The organism is Rhodococcus sp. NKCM2511, from assembly GCF_014905595.1.
In the GTDB taxonomy this organism is placed as follows: Bacteria; Actinomycetota; Actinomycetes; order Mycobacteriales; family Mycobacteriaceae; genus Rhodococcoides; species Rhodococcoides fascians.
The window spans coordinates 1,403,326-1,427,041 of the sequence record NZ_BNHJ02000001.1 but is presented as its reverse complement, the minus strand read 5'-3'; the positions used below and the strand labels follow the sequence as shown (position 1 = coordinate 1,427,041).

The window sequence follows — 23,716 nt, the reverse complement described above, 5'->3', positions numbered from 1 at the left end:
CTCACCGACCCTCGAACTGCGCAGCACGCTTGTCGAGGAACGATCCGATGCCCTCGGCGGCGTCGCGTAGCTCGAGGTTGGCCATGACGTGTTGCTCCTCGACCGCCATGGCCTCGTCGATGGGCAGGTGCAGGCCGCGATCGATCACGGACTTCACCAAACCGATCGTGGCGGTGGGACGGTCGGCGAGTCGACGTGCTTCGCGGGCAACAACGTCCTCGAAATCGTCACCGGCGACCACGTCGACCAAGCCTTCTCGTAGAGCTTGCTCCGCCGTGAACTTGGTGGCGTCGATGATGAATCGTTTGGCCCGATGTGCGCCGACCAAACGGGGCAGCCGTTGCGATCCACCGGCACCGGGAAAGATCCCGAGATCTGTCTCCGGAAATCCGAACATGGCCTTTGCGTGCAGGATTCGCAGGTCGCAGGCCAGCGACAGTTCGGCACCTCCACCGAGTGCATGGCCGTTCAGCGCTGCGATCACCGGTTTGGGAGCCAGTTCGAGCAAGCGTTGCACCACCACCCATCGACGCATGTCCCGATAGGTATCGGGATCGAGTCGTTGCATGACCCGCAGATTCGCTCCACCGACGAAGATTCGGTCCTTGCCGCGAACCACCACACATCGCACCGTCGGGTCGTCCAGCACGGTGGGAAGATGTGTGATCATCGATTCGATCAGTTCCGGATCGACGATGTTGATCGGCCCGTGGTCGATCACCACGGTGACGATGTCGCCGTCGCGCTCGTAGCGGTGGCCGGTCGGTTCGGTACTCATGAAAGAACTCCTTCGTTGTGCAGGTCGACCAGCTCGTCCGGAGTCAGACCCAGCTGTTCGACGAGGATGTCGTCGGTGTGTTGGCCCAGAAGTGGTGCTGCTGTGCGTAATCCGCCCGGGGTAGCGGACAGGTGGGCGACGAGACCCTCGTGCGCAACGGATCCCGCCAGTGGGTGTTCGAGGGTGGGGTAGAAATTGCGGGCGCGCAGCTGTGGGTCCGTGTCCACCAGGTCTCGTCCGTCGCGGACGGGATATGCGGCGATTCCCTGGCGCTGCAGGCGCTCCGCGAGCACGTCGGCGTCCGTCGTCGCGGCCGTCTGCGTCAGCGTTTCCCATGGATCATGCTCGACGGCCGTCCCGATCGACGTGAGCGCGTCGTTCAGCGCGTCGGAAGTGCAACTCCCGACCGCTATCCATCGATCGTCACCGAGACTCTTCAGGATTCGTGCCGAATCGGTCGGAACATTGCCTGCCACTTGACTTTCGAGAGCCGCGGTGCCCAAATTCGAGGCCATTGCTTCGAGCTGCGACAGGTCGACGTGGCCACCTTCACCGCGATAGAGCAGTTCGAGTGCGCCGATGACAGCCGAATTCGCAGCGACCATGTCGCCGAGTCCGAACGTCAGCCCCTGTGGATCGCGATCGGCCCGTGCTGTCTCCGCTGTCAGTCCGGACATGGCCGCGAGGGTGTCGGCGAAGGTCACGGCATCGCGCCACGGTCCCGTCTGGCCGGTCCCGGCCATGGACACCAACACGACGCCGGGGTTGATCTTGCGAAGTTGTTCGTAGTCGAGCCCCCATCGCGCCAGGACGCCCGGGCTGAAATTTTCCACGACGACGTCGACATCCGCGGCAAGGCGACGCAAGAGATCCTGGCCGGCTTCGGTTTTCAGATTCAACGCAACGCTTCTCTTGTTGCGGTTGAAGTTGAGGAAGTAGCCACCGTCGTCGAATCCGGCGTCGGGGCGCAGTTTCATCCCCGGCGAGAAGCGGGTGGGGTCCTTTCGGTGGTACGACTCCACCTTGAGAATGTCGGCGCCGTGTTCGGCGAATGTCTTGGTGACGTACGGGCCGGCCAGAACCCAGGTCAGATCGAGAACGCGGACTCCGTTCAGTGCGCCTGTGGTGCTCGCCCCGTCGGCCGGCGCGCGCTCGTCGCGACGTACCTCGGCCGCGTCGTCGCGCGGGTTCGGTCGCGGAACGGCCCAGGCTTCGGCTGCCGTGACATCGCGAGGCTCGGCGAGGCGGACGGGTCTCGGTAGCGCGGGTGACTCCCAGCCGAAGCCGACGTCCCGGTAGCTGCCCTTGCTTCCACTGTGGACGAAGAACTGTCGATCCAGTAGCTGCGGATTGTCGAGCAGCGCAGGTCCGTTCGCCACCTCGGCCCAGGGCAATGCTCGACGACGGGCCTCCTCGGCGAACGGTCCGGCCGAGCGTCGACCGGTGAAGCGGGACACCACTGCATCCACATGTGCTCGCTCGCGCCACCGAATCTCGTTGTCCTGCCAGCGGTCGTCCGCCAGGTCCTCGGCCTCGCCCTCTTCGACCATCCAGGCAAGAAGGTCCGTCCACATACGGGGGGATCCGGAATAACCGCCGGCGAGGAACCCGTCGGATGCCCGGAACACTCGGTGGGCGACGTGACCGTAGATGCCCGAGGTGCGCCCGGGAATCGTCCCGCCGTGGATCCACGAGATGGCACCGATCTCGAGGGTGGCCGCGACGGCCTCCTGCGCAGAGATCTCGACCAATTGTCCTGCGTTCGTTCGACGTCGTGCAATGAGGGCGAGCAATGCGCCGATGGCACCGTGGGTGCCGGCGAGTTGAGTTCCCTGCTCGCGTGGCGGTGGCTCGGGGGCCTGTCCGGCATCTCCGCAGAGCCACGCCATCCCGCCTGCTGCGGTGATCACGGTGTCGTCGCCGAGCCACTCTCGGCGTGGGCCCGAATTGCCGAACGGGGTGATCACCGTGTGCACGACCGCGTCCCACAGCGACGGCCTACCCTCGCGCAGAGCAAGGGTGCGAAGCCTGGGTGCGGGGCCGGACTCGAGCACCACGTCGGCCTGGGCGATCAGTTCGATCAACGTGGTGTCCGAGACGGTCCCCGAATGTCGAAGGACCTTCTTCCCGGCGTGCCAGTGCAGTCGGTCTGCCGCCGAATCCGAACTATCGTGGAGGGCTACCCGTACCACGTCGGCACCGAGGCCGACGAACACACGCGCGGCCTGGTATCCGAGCCGGTCGGTGAGGTCCAGTACGCGAATCGCAGGAACGGACAAGTGAAAGCTCCTAATCTTGTTGGTGCGCTTCGGCATCGAACGCGGAGGTCGGAATACCGCGATCGCGCAGTGCGCGCCGGTTCAGTTTTTTACTGGCCGTGGTCGGCAAGGCCGTCTCCACGTTGACGTACCGGGGGACCGCGTGGCGCGGTAGTTCCTGCGCGCAGTATCGGAGAAGATCGCGCGGGCAGATGTGTCGTCCGTGACGGGGGACGACGGCGAGCAGTACCTCGTCCTCGGTCAGCTCGGACGGCACGCCGACCGCAGCAGCCTGGGCAACGTCCGGGTGGCCGGACGCCACCCACTCCACTCGTTCGGCATCGACGGTCAAACCCCGGCGTCGGATCGTGTCGGCGGTTCGCCCCTCGTAGTAGAGCCACCCGTCGACCAGACGCCCACAGTCACCGGTGACGAACCAACCGTCACGCCAGGCTCTTCGGGTGATCTCGGGTTCTCCGACGTATTCGGTGAAGGTCAGGTTCTCGCCACACGGCCGTACCTCGAGCGAGCCGGGCGTTCCGTCGTTCACCGTACGTCCGTCGTCGTCCACCACGCGCACTCGATAATCGTCGACGACTCGACCGGCCGCGCCCGGGCGCGGCGCCACATCGGTCGTGGCCACGTCACCGAGCTCGGTCGATGCATACGCCTGCCGTAGCTCGACACCGAAGCGCTCCGCCACGCTGTGGAACATCCAGTCCGGTGCAGGTCCGCCGTAGGCGCGCGAAATTGTATGAGCGCGATCGTCTTCGGTGGCGGGGGAGCGAAGCAGTATCGCGCACACCGCACCCATGAAGTTGAAGGCGGTGATGTGCTCTTCCCTGGCGGTACGCCAGAACCGTCGTGCGGAGAAGTCGTCGACCACCAGGCGGGCTCCGGACATCACCGCGGGCAGGAACGCGGCATGACGGGCATTGACGTGTTGCCAGGGAAACACATTGAGCAGCACGTCGTCGGAGCCGTAATGCATGGCGCGGCAGACACGTCGGGCCTGACCGAGCCCGACGCCATTGCCCAGAAGAGCGCCTTTCGGACGCCCTCCGGTACCCGACGTGACCATGATCGCGGCCGGGTCGCCCGGGGACGTCCGATGACGCGACGGTGTGGTCCCGGTTCCGTCCGTCACCGCAGCCAGGCCGTCGACGTGGCCGTCGACAGTCATCGTTGCGACACCGACGGATTCGCCGAGCCGAATCAGATGCGGCTCCGTGGCCAGCCGCGCCGGAGACGCGACAACGAGCACAGCGGAGCCCGCAGTCATCAGCTGACGAGCGACATCGGGATCCAGTGCCGTCGGGATCGGCAGCTCGATCGCTCCGAGCCAGGAGATGGCCGTGGTGAGTGTCGCGGCCGCGGGTCCGGACGAACACGCGGTCGCGACAACGCTGCCGGCACCGACGACACCGGCCATCGAGCCGGCCATGGCCAGGGCGTCCTCGAGTAGCCGACCGGCGCTGATGCTCGGCCCGCCGACGCGACGGATCACTTCACCGTCGGCGTCGGCGTGGGCGCGGAGCTCGACTGCTTCGGCCCACGAGGTCGGGTCGATCACGCCGGGAGTGCTTCCCTTTCGGCCACGAGACCGAGAGCGATGTCGATGATCATGTCCTCCTGGCCACCGACCAGTCTGCGACGGCCACATTCCATCAGTAGGTCACGAACGTCGACTCCGTAGGCACTCGAGGCAGCCTCCGCATGCCGAAGGAAGCTCGAGTACACGCCTGCGTAGCCGAGCGTCAGCGTCTCGCGGTCGACGCGGACCGGTCGATCCTGAAGCGGACGAACGATGTCGTCGGCGGCGTCCTGCAGCGCGAACAGGTCGCTTCCGTGAGTCAGTCCGGTCAGGTTCGCAGCAGCGATGAAGGCTTCGATGGGGCAATTTCCTGCCCCGGCTCCGTGTCCGGCCAGCGACGCGTCCACTCGGTACGCGCCGTTCTCGACCGCTACCAGCGAATTGGCAACGGACAGAGACAGATTCTCGTGGGCGTGGATGCCGATCTGGGTTTCCGGTTCGAGCACGTCGCGGTATGCGCGAACTCGAGCCTGGACGTCGCCCATCGTCAGGCGACCACCCGAGTCGGTGACATATACGCAGTGGGCGCCGTACGACTCCATCAACTTGGCCTGCTGTGCCAGAGCCTCGGGTTCTGCCATGTGCGACAGCATCAGAAAGCCGGACACATCCATCCCGATCTTGCGGGCCGCCGCAATGTGCTGGGCGGAGATGTCTGCTTCCGTGCAGTGAGTGGCAACGCGTACCGACCGGACCCCGAGCTCGTATGCCCGCTTCAGATCGTGGATAGATCCCACACCGGGGAGCAGGAGAGTGGTGAGGGTGGCGCGCTGGATCACCGACGCGGCAGCCTCCAACCATGCCCAGTCACTGTGCGATCCCGGCCCGTAGTTCAGCGACGAACCTGCCAACCCGTCGCCGTGCGCCACCTCGATCGCGTCGACGCCGGCAGCATCGAGCGCGACGACGATGCGGGCAACGTCGGTGGGGGACATGCGGTGCCGAACGGCATGCATACCGTCCCGCAACGTGACGTCCTGGACGTAGATGGGGGTGCTCATCGGAGTGCCACCTTTCGGCTTGCGATGCGTTCGGCGACCTGGATGCCTGCGGAGGTCATGATGTCGAGATTGCCTGCGAAGGCGGGGAGATAGTCTGCAGCGCCTTCGACTTCGAGAAACACCGAGACCTGATGTGTGGGCCGCGGTGCGGACGGGGCGGCAAGCAACGTCTCGACGGGCTGATCGTCGGGGACCGCGACAACCTGGACCTCCTGCTTCAACCGATAACCGGGCACGTAGGCGGAGACATCGGCCACCATCGCGGACACGGATTCGCGGATACGTTCGGTGAGAGCCCCACGGCCGTCGTCGGTCACGAGGGCAAACACGGTGTCGCGCATGATCAATGGCGGCTCGGCCGGGTTGAGCACGATGATCGCCTTACCGCGTGCTGCGCCGCCGACGGTCACGATCGCCGCGGATGTGGTCTCGGTGAACTCGTCGATGTTCGCGCGGGTTCCCGGCCCCGCAGATCGGGATGCGATCGACGCCACGATTTCGGCGTAGGCGACGGGAACGACGCGGTTGATGGCCGCGACCACCGGAATGGTTGCCTGCCCACCGCAGGTGACCATGTTGACGTTGCGTGCGGCGATGTGGTTTTCGAGGTTGACGGCCGGGATGACGTACGGCCCGATCGCGGCCGGGGTCAGGTCGATCATCGTCTTTCCCAGTGGTTCGAGCCGAGCTGCATTGGCCTGGTGGGCTTTTGCCGACGTCGCGTCGAACACGATGTCGATCTCGTCGAACCCGTCGAGCTCGATCAATCCCTCGACTCCACGATGGGTGACGGGTACGCCGAGTGCTCGGGCACGCGCGAGGCCGTCGGAGTCGGGATCGATCCCGACCATGGCACCCATCTCGAGTACCTCGGAGCGGCCGATCTTCATCATCAGATCGGTCCCGATGTTCCCAGATCCGATGATGGCGACTCTGGTGGCGATTGGCATGGGCTTACCTCACTCACGGACTGCGGCGTCACTGCCGTTGTGGCAGAACTGCTCCAGCTTCACAGCTGAACGGCGATCGACGCACGAATCGGGTCCGTTGAGCGATACGGCCTATGCCAGACGTTGCGCCGGAAAAGCGCTCGGCGTGCTCATGGCCGCGTGGGTGTGCTGCCGAGTGATGGCGTGCGAGGCGAGCCTCAGTGCGTTGATCAATGCGGCGTCACCGGTGTGGTCCACCGGCACGGTCAGGGACAGTGCCGCAATGGCGTTGTCGCCGGAATCGTAGATGGGCACGGCGAAGCTCTTGTATCCGACCAGAGCCTCTTCGCGCTCCGTCGCCAGGCGCTGATTACGGATCGACACCATCTCGCGGCGGACGGCGTGCATGCTTCGCGCGCTCTGTGCGGTCAGCCGTGGAAAGTCGCTCTCCACCAATTGGTCGAGCAGCCGATTGGAGTCGGGAGCCATTGCCAGAAGCAGCTTTCCGGACGCTGTACACGTCAGTGGGAGGCGGCCGCCGACACGGGAGAGCGAGTGCACGCTCCGCGTTCCTCCCAGCTTCTCCAAGTAGCACGTGTGCGTGCCCTCGCGAACCGCCAGGTGTGCGGTTCCCCGCGTCGACGCGACGAGATCGACGAGGACCGGCCGGCCCACTCGGCGAAGCAGAGATGTGCTGCCTGCGCGCTGGCTCAGGGCGAACACGCTGAACCCGATTCGGTACTCGTGACCGACCCGCTCGAGCAAGCCGAGTGCCACCAACTCCTGTGCCAACCGATATACCGACGGCTTGGGAACGCCACTGCGCTCACAGAGGTCGACCAGACGAAGCGAGTCGCTGTCACCGTCGAAGGCCGAGAGTATCGAGAAGGCCTTCCCGAGGACAGAGTTGGGCGGAGCCAGCGATGAGTCCTCATCCAGGTCGAACGGGTGTGCCAACACGGACATGGTTGCCTCCTGCGCTCACGGGTGACGGATGTGCGGCCCATCACATCCACCATCATTATCCAGATGGATAACAATGTCCAGCCCGGTGAGCGGATCGAAACGCGTTGTTTACGACGCGTCGAATATCTGGGGTCGGTTCGGTCACCGAAACTCCCCGACACGGCGTCGCTCCGCGGCTGGCACATTGGACCGTCGAAGTCCGATATGGCGCTCGCCGAACGAGATGTTGAGGGAACACATGCACAACACGCAATTGCTCATCGCAAACGAGTGGGTCGATGCCTCCGATGGCCGTACCGGCGAGACCGTGGACCCGGCTACCAACCAGGTGATCGGACGGTTCGCCGAGGCCACGATCTCGGACGTCGACGCTGCGGTGGCCTCCGCACGTGTGGGGTTCGAGTCCGATGCCTGGCAGGGGATGAGCCCGGATGCCCGAGGGCAGCTACTGTGGCGGATCGCCGACTTGCTCGACCGAGATGCCAAGGAAATAGCGGCACTCGAAACCGCCGACCAGGGGCAGCCGACGTTCATGAGCGTCGGCGTCAACCTGCCGCTGACCGCTCAGGTCTTCCGGTACTACGCGGGCTATGCCACCAAGATCGAGGGCACCGTCTCACCCGTGTCCATTCCCGGGAACCTCAGTTTCCAGCAGCGGGTACCGGTAGGTGTCTGCGCGCTGATCACCCCGTGGAACTTCCCGCTGGCCATTGCTGCGTGGAAGTTGGCACCGGCACTGGCCACGGGCAACGCGGTGATCCTCAAGCCTGCCGAACAGACGCCGCTGTCGACCATGAAGCTGGTGGAACTGTGCCTCGAAGCGGGAGTGCCCGCGGGCGTGGTCAATCTGTTGACCGGAGGACCCGAAGTCGGTAAGGCGCTGGTGTCCCATCGCGGTGTCGACAAGGTGTCGTTCACCGGATCGACCGAAACCGGGCAGCACATCGTTCGAGCCTCGGCCGGAAATCTCAAGCGCGTATCGCTCGAGCTCGGGGGCAAAGCCCCCAGCATCATCGCTGCCGACGCCGACATCGACGCTGCCGTCGCAGGCAACCTGCAGGGCGCTGTGTTCAACACGGGTCAGGCCTGTGGTGCCTACACCCGGTTCTTCGTACACAGCTCGCGCGCAGAGGAATTCACCTCCAAGATCGCCGCGGCAGCCGACGCGTTGCCGATCGGTCCGGGATTCGACCCGTCGACGGTCATCGGCCCCCTGGTATCCCAGGAACATCTCGATCGAGTGCATTCCTACGTCGAATCCGGTCGGTCACAAGGAGCCGAATTGGTGACGGGCGGAAGCCGCGTCCAGGGCGATCTGGCCGACGGATTCTTCTACAAGCCAACGGTATTCGCCGGAGTGCGCGACGACATGACCATCGCCCGAGAGGAAATCTTCGGGCCGGTGCTGTCGGTCATGGCCTACGACGACGAGGACGAGGTCATCGCTCGGGCGAACGATACCGAGTACGGGTTGGCTGCGGTGGTGTGGACCAAGGCACTCGACTCCGCACTCACACTCCCGCCCAAGTTGCGCTTCGGCACGGTGTTCGTCAATCAGCTGCCCCTGCTCGACCCGGCATCACCCTGGGGTGGTTTCGGGATGAGTGGCTGGGGCCGTGAATTCGGTTCCCATTCGATCGATGCCTACACCGAAGTCAAGACGACGTTCATCAACCTCGCCTAGCCGGATGAGCGGCTTCGCTGCACGTGCACGGAAACTCGGTCTCTACTACGAACTTTCACTCACATGCGGCGAAGCCGCTCTTCCCAACTATTTGCCGCAGCCGTTGAACGAACACACGGTGGGATGACACGTCCCGTCTCCGCGCGCAGCGCCCGCCGGTTGGAGGCACCGCATGGCCTGCAGGCTGCGGGAGATGCCGATTCCGGCGGTACGCAGCGCTCCGGCAACGCGATTGACGTTCATCCTCGAGGTCGGTGCGGTGACCGACAGTGCGCCGGCCAGAACAGCGTTACCGCTGAACACCGGAACTGCAACGCTCATGTAGCCCAGTCGCGTTTCTTCGACCTCGACGGCCAACTGGTCCTTACGCATTCGCTCGAGTTGCTGCGCCAGGACTGCGACCGACATCGTGGTGCGTGAGGTGTGTGCGACGAAGCCCTGCGCCACGACCTCGTCGAAGACCTCTCGTGGCGAGAACGCCAACATGATCTTTCCGGTTGCCGTGCTGTACAGCGGAAGTCGTCCCGCCACCCGCGAGTTCTCGTTCAAGCCCCGATGGCCCACAATCTTCTCGATGTAGAGAACGTCGAAACCTTCACGCACAGCGAAGTGGACGGTCTCCTGGGTGGCGAGAAGCAAGTCCTCCATGTACGGCAGGGCAGCGTCGCGAAGAATGCGCTGTCGGGGGACCATCTGGCCGAGCTCGAACAGCCGCAGCCCCAATCGGTACTTCGTGCCTGCACGTTCGAGCAAACCCCATTCGACCAACTCGCCGGCCAGCCGATGCACGCTGGCTTTGGACACACCGCTACGACGGGTGAGTTCGGTCAGCGAGAGGTCGGTATTCGTACTGTCGAACGCGTCGACGATCAGCCTGGCCTTGGCCAATACCGAGGTCATGTCCGCAGTCGGCTCGATGTCCAGCGGTCGCGGACTGGTCGCAGATCGTGCGGAGAGTGCGGAAGACATGCTCACCTCTATCGTCGAAATGTCTGAACCCCCCTCGACTTCGACGTTATGCCCTTGTTCACCTTTTGTTCGGGTTTCGGGGTCCACTGGGTGAACCTGTTTCGGGATGTTAACAATTGCGGGCGACAGCGATCATTCGTCGAACAGAGGTCGAGCGTCGAAGATGTCCGGCTCTGCTGCAGCAATACTCTGAATGATGGTCGAGTAGGCGAACCAGCCCACCTTGTCCACCCCGACCGCCTCGAACGTCTGCGCCGCGATCTTGTCGTGCAACACCACCGGATCTCCGGCGGCACACGCCGCCAACTCGGCCTGCATCGACCGTTCCATCGAGACGTACCACCACACGGCCGCCTCGACGGATGTTCCCACGGTGAGGTGGCCGTGATTGGACAGGATCACGGCCTTGTTCGTACCCAGCGCCGCGGCAATTCTTACCCCTTCTTCGGCGTCGAGAGCCACTCCGTGGTACTCGTCGTACAGTGCGTGGTCCTGGTGAAAAGCGCAGGCGTCCTGGGTGATCGGCTGCAGTAGCCGGTGCAGGGACGAGAACGCTTTTCCGTGCAGCCCGTGTGCGTGCACGGCTCCGATCACGTCCGGGCGGGCTTCGTGCACCGTGGAGTGGATGACGAAGGCTGCTCGATTCAACGGTCCCGATCCGGACAGAACGGTGCCGTCGGCACCGACGTGCAACAGCTCCTCGGGCCGCACCTGGGAGAAGTGGCGTCCGAACGGTGCGGTCCAGAAGGTATCGGGATCTTCGGGGTCACGGGCGGTGATGTGGCCGGAGATGCCTTCGTCGAGGCCGAATTTCGACAATATGCGGTAGCCGCCCACTACCGCGATCTTGCGACGCGTCCGCTCTTCTGCGCTGCTCAGACCATCGGGCGCATCCGGTATCGAGGCGAGTTCGGCAATCGATGCTGCCGAGCCCGGCATCACTTGACTCCGTAACGGCCGAGGAACCGCCTGGACAGCAACCGGAGTACGCGGTCGAACAGAAAGCCCATGATTCCGAGAGTGATGATCCCGACGAACGTCCAGTCGATGCGGCCGTAATTGCGCGCCTGCCAGATCATGGAGCCGATGCCGGCATCGGCAGCGACGATTTCGGCCGACACGATGGTCAAGAAACTGTTACCCATGGCCAACCGAGCTCCGGTCACGATTCCCGGGACCGTGGACGGCAGCACGACGGTCTTCATGATCTGTAGCCTGCCTGCGCCGAGGTTCGTCGCCGCCTGCAGCTTGTTCTCGCTGATCGCGACTGTCGCAGCGATCGTACTCACGGTCACGATGAACACCGAGGTGTAGAAGATGAGAACTACTTTGGATGTTTCGCCGATGCCGAACCACACCACCGCCAGCGTGACGAACGCGATGGGCGGGATGAACCTGAAGAATTCGATGTACGGATCGAGCAGCTGGCGGACGATATTGATGCGGCCCATGAGGATTCCCACCGGCGCGCCCACGATCACACCCAGAACCCACCCGATGAGGATGCGTTGCCCGGACGCCTGAATCGATGTCCACAGGACCCCGGTGTCGGACAGTTCTTTCGCAGCCGAGACGACAGCCGCGGGCGACGCCATCGTCGTCGGTCCGTACCACCACGCCAGGAACGACCAGAGTGCGAGACCGATTGCGGCCGAGACGACGAACAGAGCAGCGGTACGCATCGCAGACTTTCCCGCACCCCACGCTCGATTGCCCCGACCAGGCTTGGCCGGCGACGCAGCCTCGGTGCGTCCAGCGATCACGGCGGTCATAGCGTGTCCTCCTCGATACCTTGATTGCGAAGCGAGGCAACCACTTCGGCTCGAATGTCGTCTCGTAGTCGTTCGTAGAGTTCTACGACGGCGGGATGATTGCGGTCACGCGGACGTGGAGCATCGACCTCGTACACGCTCTTGATGCGAGCGCTCGGACCGGCTGTCATGACGACGACACGGTCGGCCAGGGTGATCGCTTCGTCGATGTCGTGGGTGACGAACACGACGGTGCATCCCGTACGCCGCCAGATTCCGTCCAGTTCGGTTTGGAGAACTTGACGCGTCTGGGCGTCGAGGGCACCGAACGGCTCGTCCATCAGCACCAAGCGGGGTTGATTGGCGAGTACGCGCGCGATCTGGACACGTTGCTTCATGCCACCGGACAATTGCGTCGGGTACTTGCTACCCGCGTGCTTCAGGCCGACCATGGCCAAGTACTCGGCTGCGATACGCGCCTGTTCGGACTTGTTCGATCCGTGCATGCGGGGGCCGTACGCAACGTTCTGGCTGACGGTCATCCACTCGAACAATGCTTCGGAACTCTGGAACACCATGCCGGCGTGGGTGTTGTTTCCTTTCACCGACTCGCCGTCGCAACTGATGTCGCCTGCTGCCACCGACACGAACCCGGCCAGGGCCGACAGCAGTGTCGACTTACCGCACCCACTCGGCCCGAGCAGGCAAACGAACTCACCCGGTCGGATGTCGAGGTCGATGCCGCTGACCACCTCCAATTCGCCGAATCTGATGGCTACGTCGCGTGCCTCGATCGGAACGCCCTCCACTGTGTCCACACTCATCGTGATCCCTCCGTCGACCAACCGACGAGGAGCGCCGTGTTCAGGTCGGGTTGGTTGTTCATGGCACCGATCTCGGTGTAGAAATCGACCACGCTCTGGGCATCGGCAACGCTGGTCGGCGTCAAATCCTCTACTGCGTAATCGATTTCGTCGATCGACTGCACCGTCTGGGCTTCGTCGACGTTCACTGCGGTCTTCGTCGCCGCCGCCGCGGCCTGCGGATCTGCTTCGACCTCTGCCGTTGCCTCCGACAGCACGTCTCGAACGGCGCGTGCGGTGTCTTCGTTGCCATCGAGCCACGACTGGGTCGTGATCGCCCAATGGTGGTAGAACCAATCGAAGTCGCCGGTGGTCGCCACGACCTTGCCGGTTCCCTGGTCGATAGCAGCGCTAGGCCAGGGCTCCCACATCACGTATCCGTCGATGTCACCGCGACTCAGGAGCGCAGGCATGTCGGTCGGGGTTGCCGAGATCATCTCGACGGAGTCGGGAGAAACACCGTTCGCTTCCAGGTACTTGACGGTCGAAATCTGGCTGAGTCCGGCGACGATGCCCAGCTTGCGTATCGATTGCGGACCGTCGACGCCGTTGCGGAGTACGACTTTGATGTATTTGCCCGACGACTCGTACGAATACATGGCACGTAGCGCCGGGTTCTGTTGGAGCTGGGCGATCGTGGTCGTGTCCGAACTACCCGCCATCTGTACCTGGCCGGTGGACAGTGCATCGACGGCTTCGCCACCTCGGCCGAACTGAACCAATTCGACGTCGAGACCGGCTTTTTCGAAGAGGCCTTGCTCGTCGGCCACGAAGAACGGCGCGTACGACGCGTCGATACCGACCGCGATGCGAATGCTGCCGGTGGAGCTGGTTGCAGCCGCGGATTCGGTCGCCGGGCGGGTGCACGCACCCGCGAACAATGCGGTGATTGCGGCGAGTGCAACAAGACTCGATGTGGTCACTGTCGATCGTGGGGCCATGGGCGCACGCTTTCCTTGCTGTGATCTGGACCGCATTTCGCGGCGGTGTGAGGCAAAGCTAGTGGCGGTCCGACCCTGCGCCCACCAACGCGGTCCACCGTGCGGACCCGACCGATGTCTTAACGTGGCCGAAACCCAGCGCAACGATGTCGGATGAATTCGTAGTGGGGTCTGGTGGCCGGACCGTCGGACGTACACGTCAGCGCGAACACCGACATCATCATGTCTTCCGATACATGGGACTGCTGCCGCATCCGTGTCGACCGCACTCCACATCGAAAGGCACAACATGCTCTTGAAACGCACTTTTCCGACCGCCGGTCGGGCGCTGGCCGTCGTCGTGGCCTCGGTGGTCGTGCTCGCCGCAGGCTGCTCGCGACCGGCCACCGAAGCAGCGGCGACCGCCGATCTGGTTCGGATCTCGGTCGGTGTCGATCCGTCGTACGCGCCGATCTTCCTCGCCGACAGTGAGGGAATGTTCGAGGCCGCAGGCCTCGATGTCGAGGTCATCCAGACGGAGGGCGGGGCGGCCGGTGCGCAGAACGTGGTGGCGGGAACGTCGGAGCTGTCCGGCAACGCCGATTCCACTGCGCTCACTGTCATGGCCGCGAACCCGAGCCTTCGCGCACTCGGAGTGTTCCAGGATTCGGACCGCTACTTCCAGGTCGTTCTCCGGGACGGGGTCGCACCGGCGGACATCAAGACAATGGGGGTGTTTCCCGGAATCGGTTTGTACTTCACCGATTTGTACCTGCGGAGCCTGGGGATCGACCCAGCTGCGGTGACTCTGGTGACCACGAGCCCGCCGGAGCAGCCGGCGCTGCTGGCGCGAGGTGACATCGACGGGTTCATCTCCTTCGACCCGTGGGTCGGGCAAGCGGAGGATGCCGGGTCGACAGTCGTCGCGACGACCGGTGATTTCGGCGCGAAGTACTCGCAGTGGATCATCGCATCCGAGGGTTGGCTCACAGCCAACGAAGAACTTGCAGGCAAGGTGTTCTCGGTCATTGCCGAGGCATCTGCCATCGTCAACACCGATCCGGCTCGTGCAGCGAGGGCGGTGTCCTCGGAAATTCAGATGGATGCCGCCGAAGCGCAGGATCGGGTGTCGCAGATCGACTTCGGCGGTCGAGACTTCACCGATGCCGACGTCCAGCAAGCTGGGAGCCTGATCGACTTCTTCACTGCACAGGGCAAGTTGGCAGGTCCGGTCGACCCGTCGGCGGTGCTCCTCAGCGGCTGGGTTTCGCAGCACGCAGGCTGACAGCGCTGCCGCGGCCTCGGCACATGCGGGGCCGCGGTAGTGCCGCGCTTCCTCTCGGTCTCAGATACTCGAGCGGAATGTCACGCGTCGTACGCGACGTAGTGCAATTCTGCGTCGCGGCGCTCGTCGTACAACGTCGTGTATGCCTTCGCAATGACGTCCGGTTCGGCCTCCGGATGACCTGCCCCGATGAGGGCAGTGATGCCGACGTGGGCAACGTAGACGCCCTTGGGTTCGAGAGCGTTGTGCAGATTCAGCACCCAGTTGCGAAGGCCCGCAGCGGCGATGTTGACGTTCCCCAGGAACGGCATCGGACTGATCGAACCGCCACCGGTGGTCACCAGGATCGTTCCGTTGCCGGCGGCGACCATGTCGGGGAGGACGTCGCCGATGGCGCGCAGCGCACCGCCGATATAGAAGTCGATCTGCGGCTGCAGGTTCTCAGGCGACACCTCGAGCACGTCCACGGGAACGAGTGTCGGGTCCGCCGGGGAGAATTCCAGCACGTCGATCGGTCCGAGGTCGGCCTTGATCCGGCCGAGGGCGGCTGTGATCGTGTCGGGCCGGCTCACATCGGCGGCAAAGCCGCGAGCGCGGAACCCTTCACCGGTCAGAGTGTCGGCGAGGGCATCGAGCTTCGCCTGGGTGCGAGCGACGAGGGCGATGTCGAAACCCTTGCGGCCGAACGCGCGAGCGATTTCCAGACCGAGGCCTGGGCCGGCTCCGATGATGGCGATGAGGGGCATGAGGGTCCTTTCGAGAACCGCCGAGTAGTCGGTGCAGACGGGTGATGGGCTAAGTTGAGGTCAACCTCATCTAATTCATACCCTAACTTGAGGCCGTACTCAACATCTAGGAGTTGGCATGGTCCCCGACAAAGGACTTCGGCGAGACGCACAGGCGAACCTGGACAAGCTCCATTCCGCAGCTCTGCGGGTGTTCGCCGAGCACGGGTTGGGGGCACCTCTCGAAGACATCGCTCGAGAAGCAGGCGTGAGTATCGGCACGCTCTACAACCGCGTCGGATCACGCGAAGCGCTGATCGACGCCGTCGTTCCCGCCGTCGCGGGCGAGAAACTCATGACGCTCACCGAGCACACACTGGCTCAGGGATCGCCCCGTGCAAGACTGCAGACATTCGTCGACACCATGATCGAGCTCCAGCTGAGCGACCCGGCGCTGAACGACGCCATGCTCCGACGGTTCCCGAACGCGACCACGTTGATCGACGCCTGCGAGCGCTCGACGGCTCTGGGTGCGAAACTCGTCGACGAAGCACACGCCGCCGGCGTGCTCTCGACGTCGTTCACGGCGGACGACCTCATGGCGATGTTGTGGATAGCAGGCACGTCGAGCCGCGACGGGGCGGCACCCCCCGGCTGGCGTCGCATCGTCGACCGCGGTCTCACCGCGGCCTGGACGACCCAGTTGGATTAGTCGCTGCGCTGCACGTTTCCGCGCGGCGTCGAGACCATCACCTCGACTCGTCCAGGTAGATCTGCGTCAGTGTTCGCAGGCGATTCCCATCGAAGCTGTCCCCGTGCCCGGCATAGGCCCTGGCGACGTCGAGGGCCGCGAGCTCTGCCATGGATCGGCGGTAGTCGGCGACGTTCGAGCCGTGGCAACGATCGATCAGAATGTCGTCGTACACAACGTCTCCGGAGAAGAGTGTGCCGTCGTGTTCGGAGTACAACGCGATGCCGCCCGGAGTATGACCCGGTAGGTGCAGGACCGTGTAGGTGACGTCGCCCAGATCGATCGTCGCGCCGTGCTCCACAGGGAGAACGGTTGACGCGGGCCTGAGCCGATAGAGGTCGATGTCGTAGTCCGGTTCGGGTAGTGCATCGAGAAGGATTGTGTCGTCGGTGACACCGAACTCGCGCAAGTCCATTCCGAGTTCGACGCCCAGCGGGGCACCGCGCAGACTTCCCGGTGGTGGAGACGTCAGGTTCTCGTCGGCGTGAGCGAGGCACGTGTCGAACTCGTGTGCTCCTCCCATGTGATCGAGGTGTGCGTGTGTGACGACGACGATCGGATCGCGATCGAACAGGTGGGGGAGGTGTCCGCGCAGAGATGCGACACCGAGTCCGGTATCGACGATCAGATCTCGATCGCGGCCGCGAAGATGCCAGACGTTCGCCTGCAGGAGTGGATGAACAGAAGGTTCATCGATCCGCGTCAACGTGGCCGTCTCCGAGCGCGATCTGAACCAGGGGCCGACACCGGGGCTGTCCTTCGCGGTGCCGGCTGCGGGCGTCGACAAGCTGGTCGGCATCAGATCTGTTCCTTTTCTCGTACCCCGGTCGTCGTTGCGGCGTTCCGCGCCGGCTGTTGTGCCCGTTCCGGGCGCGCTGGTGCCGGTTCGGCGGCATCGGTGATTCGGGGGCGATCCGTCAGTGCTGAAAGTGACAGGTAGACCGCGGTGGTCACGACCGGTCCGACGATCCAGGACACGTCCGCTCCGCCGAGAGCCTCGGCGATCGGCCCGGTGAAATCCGTCGTACTGACGCACAGGAGCGCCGACGCAGCTCCGATCAGGAAGGCACTCATGCCGGCAATGCTGAATCCGCGGTGAAACCAGAAGCGGCCACCGGGGCTCAGGTCGTTCAGTTCCCAGCCGTCGTAGGCGTTGTGGCGTCGCAGCTGATCGACGACGTAGATCGTGATCATCGGAACCAGGAGAACCACGGTCAGCTCGAGCAGTGCGCTCAATGCATCGGTGAAGTCTGCGACGAACAGTGCGTAGGCCGCGAATGCCACACCGAGTGCGCCGTCGAAGAGCACCGTGACCGATCTCTTCAACTTCAGGCCCACTGCCTGCAGGCACAGGCCCGAAGAGTACATGGTCAACACGTTGTTCGCCATGGAGCCGATGACGATGACCAGCAACAGAATCGGGTAGAACCAACCGTCGACGATGGTCCCCAGGCTGGTCTGCGCGTCGGACATGTCCACGGCAGTGCCGGCGAGCGCACCCACGGCACCGAGTGCCACAGAGGGCAGGTATCCGCCCAATGCGGTCCACGATGCGACTGCCACGCGGGAGGCGTCCGGCGGCAGATACCGTGCGTAGTCGGGACTCACACCCCAGGACAAGGGGCATGCAGCGATCAGAGCCACACCTGCCGCCATGGTGGCCAGGGTTGCGCCGCCGGTCAGAGCTTCCGGCGGCTGGTAGCTCCAGTTCGTGTTCGCCACCACGAAGACCCCGAGTACGACCATGGCGACAGTCAGGGCAAGGGTGATGATTCCGCTGACGCGCATGATGGTCGCGTGTCCGTACACGCTGACGACCAGCGTCAGGGCAGCGATGACGATGAGGATCGCGGCCTCGCCCCACAGGGGTAGATCGACTCCGAGCTGATCCAGGATCGCGACGCCGGCAAGGGTGCCCAGACACAGATTGATCGCCTCGTAGGCGATGAACACCGGCCACGAGAACACGCCCAGGCTGATGCGATTTCCGCGGGTACCGAACTGCGACCGGGTGATCACGCTGCTCGGCGAGCCCGACACCGGACCGCTCGTGGCCATGAAACCGATTGCGACCCAGAACAGGTTGCCCACGGCCACGACGACGATGGCTTGCCACAGGTTCAGTCCCAAGACGATCAGGAGTCCGCCCAGAACTACGTACAAGAAGTTGATGTTCGATGCCGCCCACACCGCGAACAGGCTCCGCGGGTGTCCGAAGCGTTCGTCGTCGGGTATTCGGTCGATGCCGTGTGCTTCGACCTTGCCGACATCGTTCGTGCCTGGCCCACCGCGGGTGTCCGTCACGCGTTGCTCCTTATTGTCACCACCACCAACAGCTTGTTGGTGGTGGTGACAATACGCGTGACCCACGTCTCCGCAACCCGAACGATCGAACTCCTCGCGACGAATTTCGTTGGGTCTCGATATCCTCCTGGCGCGCGCATCTACCGGTGGTAGCGTCGTCGTCATGACGCTGTCGGCGACCAGCACGCACCGCCGGAAGGATCCGCAGTCCAGGCGTCGGGAGCTCGCAGAGGTGGCCGGGAGGCTGGCGATGTCGGAGGGGTTGGGGCAGCTGACGGCCAAAAAAGTTGCCGACGAGGTCAAGGTGTATCCCGGCCTTGTGAACCACTACTTCAAAACCTCGGACGGGCTGATCGCTGCCGGGTTCGCGGCAGCGGTGGAGGGCCGTCGCTCGCAGCGAGTCGGTGCTGCAGCCGATTCCGCCGATGCACTCGACCGTCTCAGAATCTTCCTGGACGAAGCGACGGACCCGAGCCACGATGAATATGCGCTGCTGTGGCTCGACGCTTGGCGTGAGAGCACCCGCCGCCCGGCACTGCAGCAGGAGGTCGTGAGCCAGATGGAAGTCGATATCGACACCCTGATCAGAATTCTCGAATCCGGTTGCGAACAGGGTCGTTTCGCGCCGCTGGACTGCGCTTCGACTGCGATGCGCATCCTCGCCCTCATCGACGGAACCTTCGCGCAGAGTGCCGTCAGAACAGCGTTGTCGGAGACCTCTGCCATCAACTACCCGATCGCGACGGACATGGTCTTCCGGCACACCGAGCTCGAATTAGGGCTTGCGCTTGGAACTTTGGTCTCCAGCTGACCCGGTCGTCATAACGAATCGGATGTTCGCGGCGTCGTGTCGTTCCGGTTCCCGTTCGGCGCATCGACCAGATGCTCTCGCAGAAAGCGGGTCGACAAGGCCGACCAGTGTACGGCGTTTCCCATCGCGCAGTGATCGTCGTCGGCGTACAGAACCAATTGGGCGTTCGGTGCGTCGACGGCGAGTTCGATCGAGTCACGGGTGCTGGCCAACGTGTCTGCGGCTCCATTGATCACCAGCAGTGGGATGTCGATATCCCGGTAGCGATGCCGTAGGGACATTTTCGAGGTCTTGCGCGCCAAGTCCAGGATTCCGGTCGCGCCGAGTGTGCGGATGAGCGTCGATATCATCACCTCGGGCATCCCGATCGAGTTGATCGCGCCGAAACTGCGGTGCGTCAGCGGCCCGTTGGACACCGCCACTTTCAATCGTGGATCCGACGCGGCCATGCGTGCGGACCAGTATCCGCCGAAACTGAAGCCCATCATGCCGATTCGGTCCGCGTCGATGCGCGCATCGGCTGCGAGGAAGTCGATCACTGCCGAGTACACGTTCTCGGACGCAGCTGTCATGGGGTCGTCGTACGAGTAGGTTCCGGGCATTTCCATGACGAACGTGCCCAGTCCTGCATCCCGTTGCGCCAGTAGGGGTAGCAATGTTTCGGCAATGGTCCCTTCCAGACCGTTCGTAACCAGGACTGTCGGAACGTATCTCGCGTTCAGCGGTAACGCGAGAATTCCGTGTACCCGGTCGGAGGTACCGGGCAGGGCGATGTCGACCACCTCCACGACATACCCCATAACCGGTGCGAGAGCGAGCAACAACGACTCCGACAATCGAGTCGACCTGTGATAGGCGTCCTGGCGTCGCGGCGTCCCGCCCGGCCATGCGGCGACGAAGTAATACACCAACGCCTTGATCAACCCGTCGACAGCGCCCGCCGCGTCGGATGCGTCGGGGTGCTCGGCGATGAAGCGTGCGGTCGCGTGTGCATCGGCTACCGTTCCGCGGTCGGCGAGGATCGACGCCGCTGGGGCGAGTGCGCCGCCCAATTCGGACAGTTCCGCGCCGGTCGGAGCATCTGTGTCGAGCAGCCGAGTACTCACGGGCGCATGCAACCGTGACAAGGCCGCATCGGCGCGTTCGAGGTGCTCGGTGGCGAAAGTCGACCAGTAGGAAACCCACCTGTCGTCCTCGAAGGAGCGGCATCGAGCCAACTGGCCGCGGAACTCGTCATCGGGTATGCCGCCGAGGTGGGTGAAACGGTCGACGAACAGACGAGGCAGAAACGGCGCGACACCGCGGCTGTGCGAGGCCCTTTCGGTGGTATGGGTAAATGCTCTCGCGCTGACTCGTGCCCGCTGTCCCCATTCGATCATCGACGCCATCGTGTAGCTCCCCGTCTCTTAACGCAGATAGATCTGCTTTAGACGCACGGTAAGGCGCTCGATCGGTAAATGCAAGACTTTCTGCTTTAGCCTTGGGGTGTGGAGTACACACCTACCGATCCTCGAATACGGCGGCGACCCGGCGGTCGAGCCGCGCAGGTGACGGACGCTGTCCACGAGGCTGTGCTCGTTGCCGTCGTGGAGGTCGGTGTCGACAAGGTCGGCATTCCTGATATCAGTCGACGGGCCGGAGTGCGTGACACCACGATCTACCGGCGGTGGGGGACACGCGAAAACCTGATTCTCGACGTCATGCTCACCGGGAGTGAGCGGATTCTTCGGGTGCCCGACACGGGCGCGCTGAAGGACGACTTGATTGGATTCGCTACTGCGCTCGACGAATATCTCGCATCTGCACTGGGGCAGGGCCTGATTCGAGTGCTCGCCTCGATCACCGACTCGCCTGCCACCGCAGAAGCACGCACTACGTTCTGGTCGCAACGGTTGCGGTCCGTACAGGTGATCATCCATCGCGCGGTCGAGCGTTCCGAGGTGCCAGCTGATGTCGATGCCGGCCTCGCGATCGAGCTACTGATTTCACCGATTCACTTCCGCCATCTGCTGACCCGGCAACCATGCGACCGCGAGTTCATCGACAGCCTGGTGAATGCCGTGATGGCTTACTGCGGGTAGCGCTGTGAGCGCCGCTGATTCGGGGGTATCAGCTCGGTCCGAAACGCTCCGTACGAATGTTCCCAGCCGAGTGACCCCGCGCCACCAACATGTCCGCGACCGTGTCGACGAAGCTCGTGGGCCCGCAGATGTAGCAGCGCGGCTCGAACTCCGCCGGCCATCCGTGAGCGTCGATGTCTTTCAACGTGATTCGACCGAGTGGCCGTGTGCTGCCGGCAGGAGCGCGCCGCGTGTGGATCATGGTGACGTCCACTCCCGCCGGCGGGTGAGCCCACTCGTCCGCGAAATAGACCTCCGCGGGTTCGCGCACGGAGTACAGCACCCGGAAGGGCACCCGTCCGCCCGTCGCGGACGCCTGTGCGCGAACCATGGCGCGGAGCGGGACGATGCCAGAACCACCACCCACCAACAGAATCGGCGGAGACGGGGTCTCCGACGGTTGGGGCGGCCGCCAGACGAACCATCGGCCCACCGGCCCTCGAATTTCGATGCGATCGCCGACCTCGACGGACTCGACCAAGTAGGGCGACACCTCGCCGTCCGCGACGTTCTGTACGGCGATCTCGATACGCGTCGTGCCGTCGGGTGCCGAGGCCAAGGAATAGCTGCGCTGTGCGCTGTAGCCGTCCTCGGCGGTGAGCTTGACGTCCACGTGTTGCCCGGCGAGATGGCCGGGCCAACCGTCGACGTCGAGAACAAGGGTGGACGCGGTGGGTGTCTCACGCCGCACGGCCGCAGCCGTGGCAACGAGCCAGGGTTTCGCCCCGGCCGTCACGGCCACGTCAGTCGCCCTGGTAGCGCTGCTCGCGCCACGGGTCTCCGTAGTCGTGGTAGCCACCGCGCTCCCAGAAACCTTGTTCGTTCTCCAGGGTGAGCTCGATGCGTGAGATCCACTTCGCCGATTTCCAGAAGTACAGATGAGGAACGAGAAGCCTTGCCGGACCGCCGTGTTCGCGAGCCAAGGGAGCGCCGTCGAATTCGGTGACCAGCCAGGCCTTCCCGTCCCTGAGATCTTCGAGGGGGAGATTGGTGGTGTAACCGTCGAAGCCGTGCACCACGACGTACCCGGCATCGGTGTCGAGACCGTCCAGCAGAACGTCCAGGCTCACGCCCTTCCACGTGGTGTCGAGCTTCGACCACTTGGTGACGCAGTGAATGTCGACGGTCGGAGTCTCGTGTGGAAGTGCCGCGAATTCGTCCCAGGTCCAACTGCGAGTGTCGCCGCGTTCGGTGGTGACCGAGAACGACCAGGTGTCGATCGCGACCACGGGCGCAGGCCCGATCGCGAGGACGGGAAAATCCTTGGTCAGATACTGACCGGGGGGAGTGCGCCCGTCGTCGCCGCGCCGTCGGCCCACGAAGCCCTTCGAGATCAGTGCCATGGTGAAGAATTGTGCGCTCGTCGTCGGGAGTCTGACAAGTCGGGTGACGGTGTCGGCTACCTGCGCTTCGGCGGGAGCACATGGGATCGATGCGGAGTTCGCCGTGCTTCGTACCGGTACGGTCGAGGTGTGGACACTTCTATCGTCGACGCACCATGTGGTGCGTCATGAGTATCTCCGCCGCCGACCGTGCATTTCTGGCGCGTGCTGTGGATCTGGCGGCGGCCGCAGTGAGTACGGGCAACGATCCGTTCGGTTCGGTGCTGGTGTCGGGAAGCGGTGAAGTGCTTGCGGAAGATCGCAATCGCGTCGGCGATCGACACGATCCCACCCAGCACCCCGAGATCGCTCTGTCACGGTGGGCTGCGACCAATCTGAACCCCAGTGAGCGACGATCGTCGACGGTATACACCTCCGGTGAGCACTGTGCGATGTGCGCGGCGAGCCACGGAATTGTCGGGCTCGGACGTATCGTCTACGCCACCTCGACAGCCCAATTGCTCACGTGGCTGGAAGAATTCGATGCTGCGCCGCTCGCGATCACGCCGCTCACCATCACGCAGGTCGTGCCGGGAGCAGTGGTCGACGGGCCGGTCGCCGAGTTCAGCGACGCTGTCCGTGACCTGCACAGGCAACGTCACACGTCCACGGCGTAGCTAAGGGT

Annotated in this window: 23 protein-coding genes; 6 read left to right on the top strand and 17 right to left on the bottom strand. The window is 64.0% G+C overall.

Going from position 1 to position 23,716, the window contains the following annotated elements; genetic code table 11:
• Position 1 precedes the first annotated feature (1 nt).
• The 6 genes from JLZ96_RS06410 to JLZ96_RS06385 form a co-directional block, all read right to left on the bottom strand.
• On the bottom strand, positions 2 to 778 hold the full coding sequence (locus tag JLZ96_RS06410) for an enoyl-CoA hydratase/isomerase family protein (protein ID WP_094693255.1): 777 nt from the start codon (positions 776 to 778) through the stop codon (positions 2 to 4).
• A complete protein-coding gene (locus JLZ96_RS06405) occupies positions 775 to 3,057 on the bottom strand; it encodes a CoA transferase (RefSeq protein ID WP_201009678.1) in 2,283 nt (760 codons plus the stop codon). Before JLZ96_RS06405 ends, JLZ96_RS06410 begins: the two co-directional genes overlap by 4 nt.
• Positions 3,058 to 3,067: 10 nt before the next feature.
• On the bottom strand, positions 3,068 to 4,609 hold the full coding sequence (locus JLZ96_RS06400) for an AMP-binding protein (protein ID WP_201009677.1): 1,542 nt from the start codon (positions 4,607 to 4,609) through the stop codon (positions 3,068 to 3,070).
• The gene (gene dmpG / locus JLZ96_RS06395; protein WP_201009676.1) at positions 4,606 to 5,631 is read right to left on the bottom strand and encodes a 4-hydroxy-2-oxovalerate aldolase; all 1,026 of its coding nucleotides are present in this window, start codon (positions 5,629 to 5,631) and stop codon (positions 4,606 to 4,608) included. Before dmpG ends, JLZ96_RS06400 begins: the two co-directional genes overlap by 4 nt.
• Positions 5,628 to 6,581, bottom strand: a complete 954-nt coding sequence (locus JLZ96_RS06390; RefSeq protein ID WP_201009675.1) for an acetaldehyde dehydrogenase (acetylating) — start codon at positions 6,579 to 6,581, stop codon at positions 5,628 to 5,630. The genes dmpG and JLZ96_RS06390 overlap by 4 nt, the downstream gene beginning before the upstream one ends.
• Positions 6,582 to 6,692: 111 nt before the next feature.
• A complete protein-coding gene (locus JLZ96_RS06385; protein WP_094693263.1) occupies positions 6,693 to 7,526 on the bottom strand; it encodes an IclR family transcriptional regulator in 834 nt (277 codons plus the stop codon).
• A gap of 238 nt (positions 7,527 to 7,764) precedes the next feature.
• On the opposite strand from JLZ96_RS06385, the gene JLZ96_RS06380 reads away from it, so the two are divergent.
• Positions 7,765 to 9,210, top strand: coding sequence for an aldehyde dehydrogenase (locus JLZ96_RS06380; RefSeq protein WP_032385791.1), 1,446 nt, complete (start codon positions 7,765 to 7,767; stop codon positions 9,208 to 9,210).
• 87 nt (positions 9,211 to 9,297) lie between these two features.
• On the opposite strand, the gene JLZ96_RS06375 is transcribed toward JLZ96_RS06380, so the two are convergent.
• The 5 genes from JLZ96_RS06375 to JLZ96_RS06355 all read right to left on the bottom strand — a co-directional run bounded on the left by JLZ96_RS06375 (position 9,298) and on the right by JLZ96_RS06355 (position 13,734).
• The gene (locus JLZ96_RS06375; RefSeq protein ID WP_179275106.1) at positions 9,298 to 10,110 is read right to left on the bottom strand and encodes an IclR family transcriptional regulator; all 813 of its coding nucleotides are present in this window, start codon (positions 10,108 to 10,110) and stop codon (positions 9,298 to 9,300) included.
• Between the two features lie 201 nt (positions 10,111 to 10,311).
• Positions 10,312 to 11,118, bottom strand: a complete 807-nt coding sequence (locus tag JLZ96_RS06370) for a class II aldolase/adducin family protein (RefSeq protein WP_032385607.1) — start codon at positions 11,116 to 11,118, stop codon at positions 10,312 to 10,314.
• On the bottom strand, positions 11,118 to 11,951 hold the full coding sequence (locus tag JLZ96_RS06365; RefSeq protein WP_032385606.1) for an ABC transporter permease: 834 nt from the start codon (positions 11,949 to 11,951) through the stop codon (positions 11,118 to 11,120). The genes JLZ96_RS06370 and JLZ96_RS06365 overlap by 1 nt, the downstream gene beginning before the upstream one ends.
• Positions 11,948 to 12,754, bottom strand: a complete 807-nt coding sequence (locus JLZ96_RS06360; RefSeq protein WP_057473835.1) for an ABC transporter ATP-binding protein — start codon at positions 12,752 to 12,754, stop codon at positions 11,948 to 11,950. Before JLZ96_RS06360 ends, JLZ96_RS06365 begins: the two co-directional genes overlap by 4 nt.
• Positions 12,751 to 13,734 carry an ABC transporter substrate-binding protein gene (locus JLZ96_RS06355; protein WP_094718621.1) on the bottom strand — a complete coding sequence of 328 codons (984 nt, stop codon included), beginning with the start codon at positions 13,732 to 13,734 and terminating at the stop codon, positions 12,751 to 12,753. Before JLZ96_RS06355 ends, JLZ96_RS06360 begins: the two co-directional genes overlap by 4 nt.
• A gap of 289 nt (positions 13,735 to 14,023) precedes the next feature.
• Between JLZ96_RS06355 and JLZ96_RS06350 the strand changes: the two genes are divergently transcribed.
• Positions 14,024 to 14,998: an ABC transporter substrate-binding protein gene (locus tag JLZ96_RS06350; RefSeq protein WP_201009674.1), complete on the top strand. Its 975-nt coding sequence runs from the start codon at positions 14,024 to 14,026 to the stop codon at positions 14,996 to 14,998.
• An 80-nt stretch (positions 14,999 to 15,078) separates the two neighbouring features.
• Here the strand turns inward: JLZ96_RS06350 and JLZ96_RS06345 are convergent, their stop codons facing one another.
• On the bottom strand, positions 15,079 to 15,744 hold the full coding sequence (locus JLZ96_RS06345; RefSeq protein ID WP_057473838.1) for an SDR family NAD(P)-dependent oxidoreductase: 666 nt from the start codon (positions 15,742 to 15,744) through the stop codon (positions 15,079 to 15,081).
• A gap of 118 nt (positions 15,745 to 15,862) precedes the next feature.
• Here JLZ96_RS06345 and JLZ96_RS06340 point away from each other — a divergent pair, with 118 nt between their 5' ends.
• A complete protein-coding gene (locus JLZ96_RS06340; protein ID WP_201009673.1) occupies positions 15,863 to 16,435 on the top strand; it encodes a TetR/AcrR family transcriptional regulator in 573 nt (190 codons plus the stop codon).
• A 37-nt stretch (positions 16,436 to 16,472) separates the two neighbouring features.
• Here the strand turns inward: JLZ96_RS06340 and JLZ96_RS06335 are convergent, their stop codons facing one another.
• Positions 16,473 to 17,273, bottom strand: a complete 801-nt coding sequence (locus tag JLZ96_RS06335) for an MBL fold metallo-hydrolase (protein ID WP_057473840.1) — start codon at positions 17,271 to 17,273, stop codon at positions 16,473 to 16,475.
• Positions 17,273 to 18,778, bottom strand: coding sequence for a cytosine permease (locus JLZ96_RS06330; protein WP_201009672.1), 1,506 nt, complete (start codon positions 18,776 to 18,778; stop codon positions 17,273 to 17,275). The genes JLZ96_RS06335 and JLZ96_RS06330 overlap by 1 nt, the downstream gene beginning before the upstream one ends.
• Positions 18,779 to 18,941: 163 nt before the next feature.
• Here JLZ96_RS06330 and JLZ96_RS06325 point away from each other — a divergent pair, with 163 nt between their 5' ends.
• Complete coding sequence (locus JLZ96_RS06325; protein ID WP_201009671.1) at positions 18,942 to 19,589, top strand: TetR/AcrR family transcriptional regulator; 648 nt, start codon at positions 18,942 to 18,944, stop codon at positions 19,587 to 19,589.
• An 8-nt stretch (positions 19,590 to 19,597) separates the two neighbouring features.
• Here the strand turns inward: JLZ96_RS06325 and JLZ96_RS06320 are convergent, their stop codons facing one another.
• Positions 19,598 to 20,977, bottom strand: coding sequence for a S9 family peptidase (locus JLZ96_RS06320; RefSeq protein ID WP_201009670.1), 1,380 nt, complete (start codon positions 20,975 to 20,977; stop codon positions 19,598 to 19,600).
• A 99-nt stretch (positions 20,978 to 21,076) separates the two neighbouring features.
• Between JLZ96_RS06320 and JLZ96_RS06315 the strand changes: the two genes are divergently transcribed.
• Positions 21,077 to 21,670, top strand: coding sequence for a TetR/AcrR family transcriptional regulator (locus tag JLZ96_RS06315; protein ID WP_201009669.1), 594 nt, complete (start codon positions 21,077 to 21,079; stop codon positions 21,668 to 21,670).
• A 28-nt stretch (positions 21,671 to 21,698) separates the two neighbouring features.
• Here the strand turns inward: JLZ96_RS06315 and JLZ96_RS06310 are convergent, their stop codons facing one another.
• The gene (locus tag JLZ96_RS06310) at positions 21,699 to 22,445 is read right to left on the bottom strand and encodes a ferredoxin reductase (RefSeq protein ID WP_374758046.1); all 747 of its coding nucleotides are present in this window, start codon (positions 22,443 to 22,445) and stop codon (positions 21,699 to 21,701) included.
• A 7-nt stretch (positions 22,446 to 22,452) separates the two neighbouring features.
• Complete coding sequence (locus JLZ96_RS06305; protein WP_057473846.1) at positions 22,453 to 23,052, bottom strand: sulfite oxidase-like oxidoreductase; 600 nt, start codon at positions 23,050 to 23,052, stop codon at positions 22,453 to 22,455.
• Between the two features lie 167 nt (positions 23,053 to 23,219).
• On the opposite strand from JLZ96_RS06305, the gene JLZ96_RS06300 reads away from it, so the two are divergent.
• Positions 23,220 to 23,708, top strand: a complete 489-nt coding sequence (locus JLZ96_RS06300) for a nucleoside deaminase (protein WP_057473847.1) — start codon at positions 23,220 to 23,222, stop codon at positions 23,706 to 23,708.
• Positions 23,709 to 23,716 lie beyond the last annotated feature (8 nt).

Excerpts from the sequence above, each read along its gene's own strand:
- JLZ96_RS06380 (WP_032385791.1), top strand. The coding sequence starts at position 7,765 with ATGCACAACACGCAATTGCTCATCGCAAACGAGTGGGTCGATGCCTCC.
- JLZ96_RS06345 (WP_057473838.1), bottom strand. The coding sequence starts at position 15,744 with ATGCCCCTCATCGCCATCATCGGAGCCGGCCCAGGCCTCGGTCTGGAA.
- JLZ96_RS06335 (WP_057473840.1), bottom strand. The coding sequence starts at position 17,273 with ATGCCGACCAGCTTGTCGACGCCCGCAGCCGGCACCGCGAAGGACAGC.
- JLZ96_RS06340 (WP_201009673.1), top strand. The coding sequence starts at position 15,863 with ATGGTCCCCGACAAAGGACTTCGGCGAGACGCACAGGCGAACCTGGAC.
- JLZ96_RS06320 (WP_201009670.1), bottom strand. The coding sequence starts at position 20,977 with ATGGCGTCGATGATCGAATGGGGACAGCGGGCACGAGTCAGCGCGAGA.
- JLZ96_RS06350 (WP_201009674.1), top strand. The coding sequence starts at position 14,024 with ATGCTCTTGAAACGCACTTTTCCGACCGCCGGTCGGGCGCTGGCCGTC.
- JLZ96_RS06300 (WP_057473847.1), top strand. The coding sequence starts at position 23,220 with ATGAGTATCTCCGCCGCCGACCGTGCATTTCTGGCGCGTGCTGTGGAT.
- JLZ96_RS06360 (WP_057473835.1), bottom strand. The coding sequence starts at position 12,754 with ATGAGTGTGGACACAGTGGAGGGCGTTCCGATCGAGGCACGCGACGTA.
- JLZ96_RS06305 (WP_057473846.1), bottom strand. The coding sequence starts at position 23,052 with ATGGCACTGATCTCGAAGGGCTTCGTGGGCCGACGGCGCGGCGACGAC.
- JLZ96_RS06365 (WP_032385606.1), bottom strand. The coding sequence starts at position 11,951 with ATGACCGCCGTGATCGCTGGACGCACCGAGGCTGCGTCGCCGGCCAAG.
- JLZ96_RS06385 (WP_094693263.1), bottom strand. The coding sequence starts at position 7,526 with ATGTCCGTGTTGGCACACCCGTTCGACCTGGATGAGGACTCATCGCTG.
- dmpG (WP_201009676.1), bottom strand. The coding sequence starts at position 5,631 with ATGAGCACCCCCATCTACGTCCAGGACGTCACGTTGCGGGACGGTATG.
- JLZ96_RS06375 (WP_179275106.1), bottom strand. The coding sequence starts at position 10,110 with ATGACCTCGGTATTGGCCAAGGCCAGGCTGATCGTCGACGCGTTCGAC.
- JLZ96_RS06325 (WP_201009671.1), top strand. The coding sequence starts at position 18,942 with ATGACGCTGTCGGCGACCAGCACGCACCGCCGGAAGGATCCGCAGTCC.
- JLZ96_RS06355 (WP_094718621.1), bottom strand. The coding sequence starts at position 13,734 with ATGGCCCCACGATCGACAGTGACCACATCGAGTCTTGTTGCACTCGCC.
- JLZ96_RS06390 (WP_201009675.1), bottom strand. The coding sequence starts at position 6,581 with ATGCCAATCGCCACCAGAGTCGCCATCATCGGATCTGGGAACATCGGG.
- JLZ96_RS06370 (WP_032385607.1), bottom strand. The coding sequence starts at position 11,118 with ATGCCGGGCTCGGCAGCATCGATTGCCGAACTCGCCTCGATACCGGAT.
- JLZ96_RS06410 (WP_094693255.1), bottom strand. The coding sequence starts at position 778 with ATGAGTACCGAACCGACCGGCCACCGCTACGAGCGCGACGGCGACATC.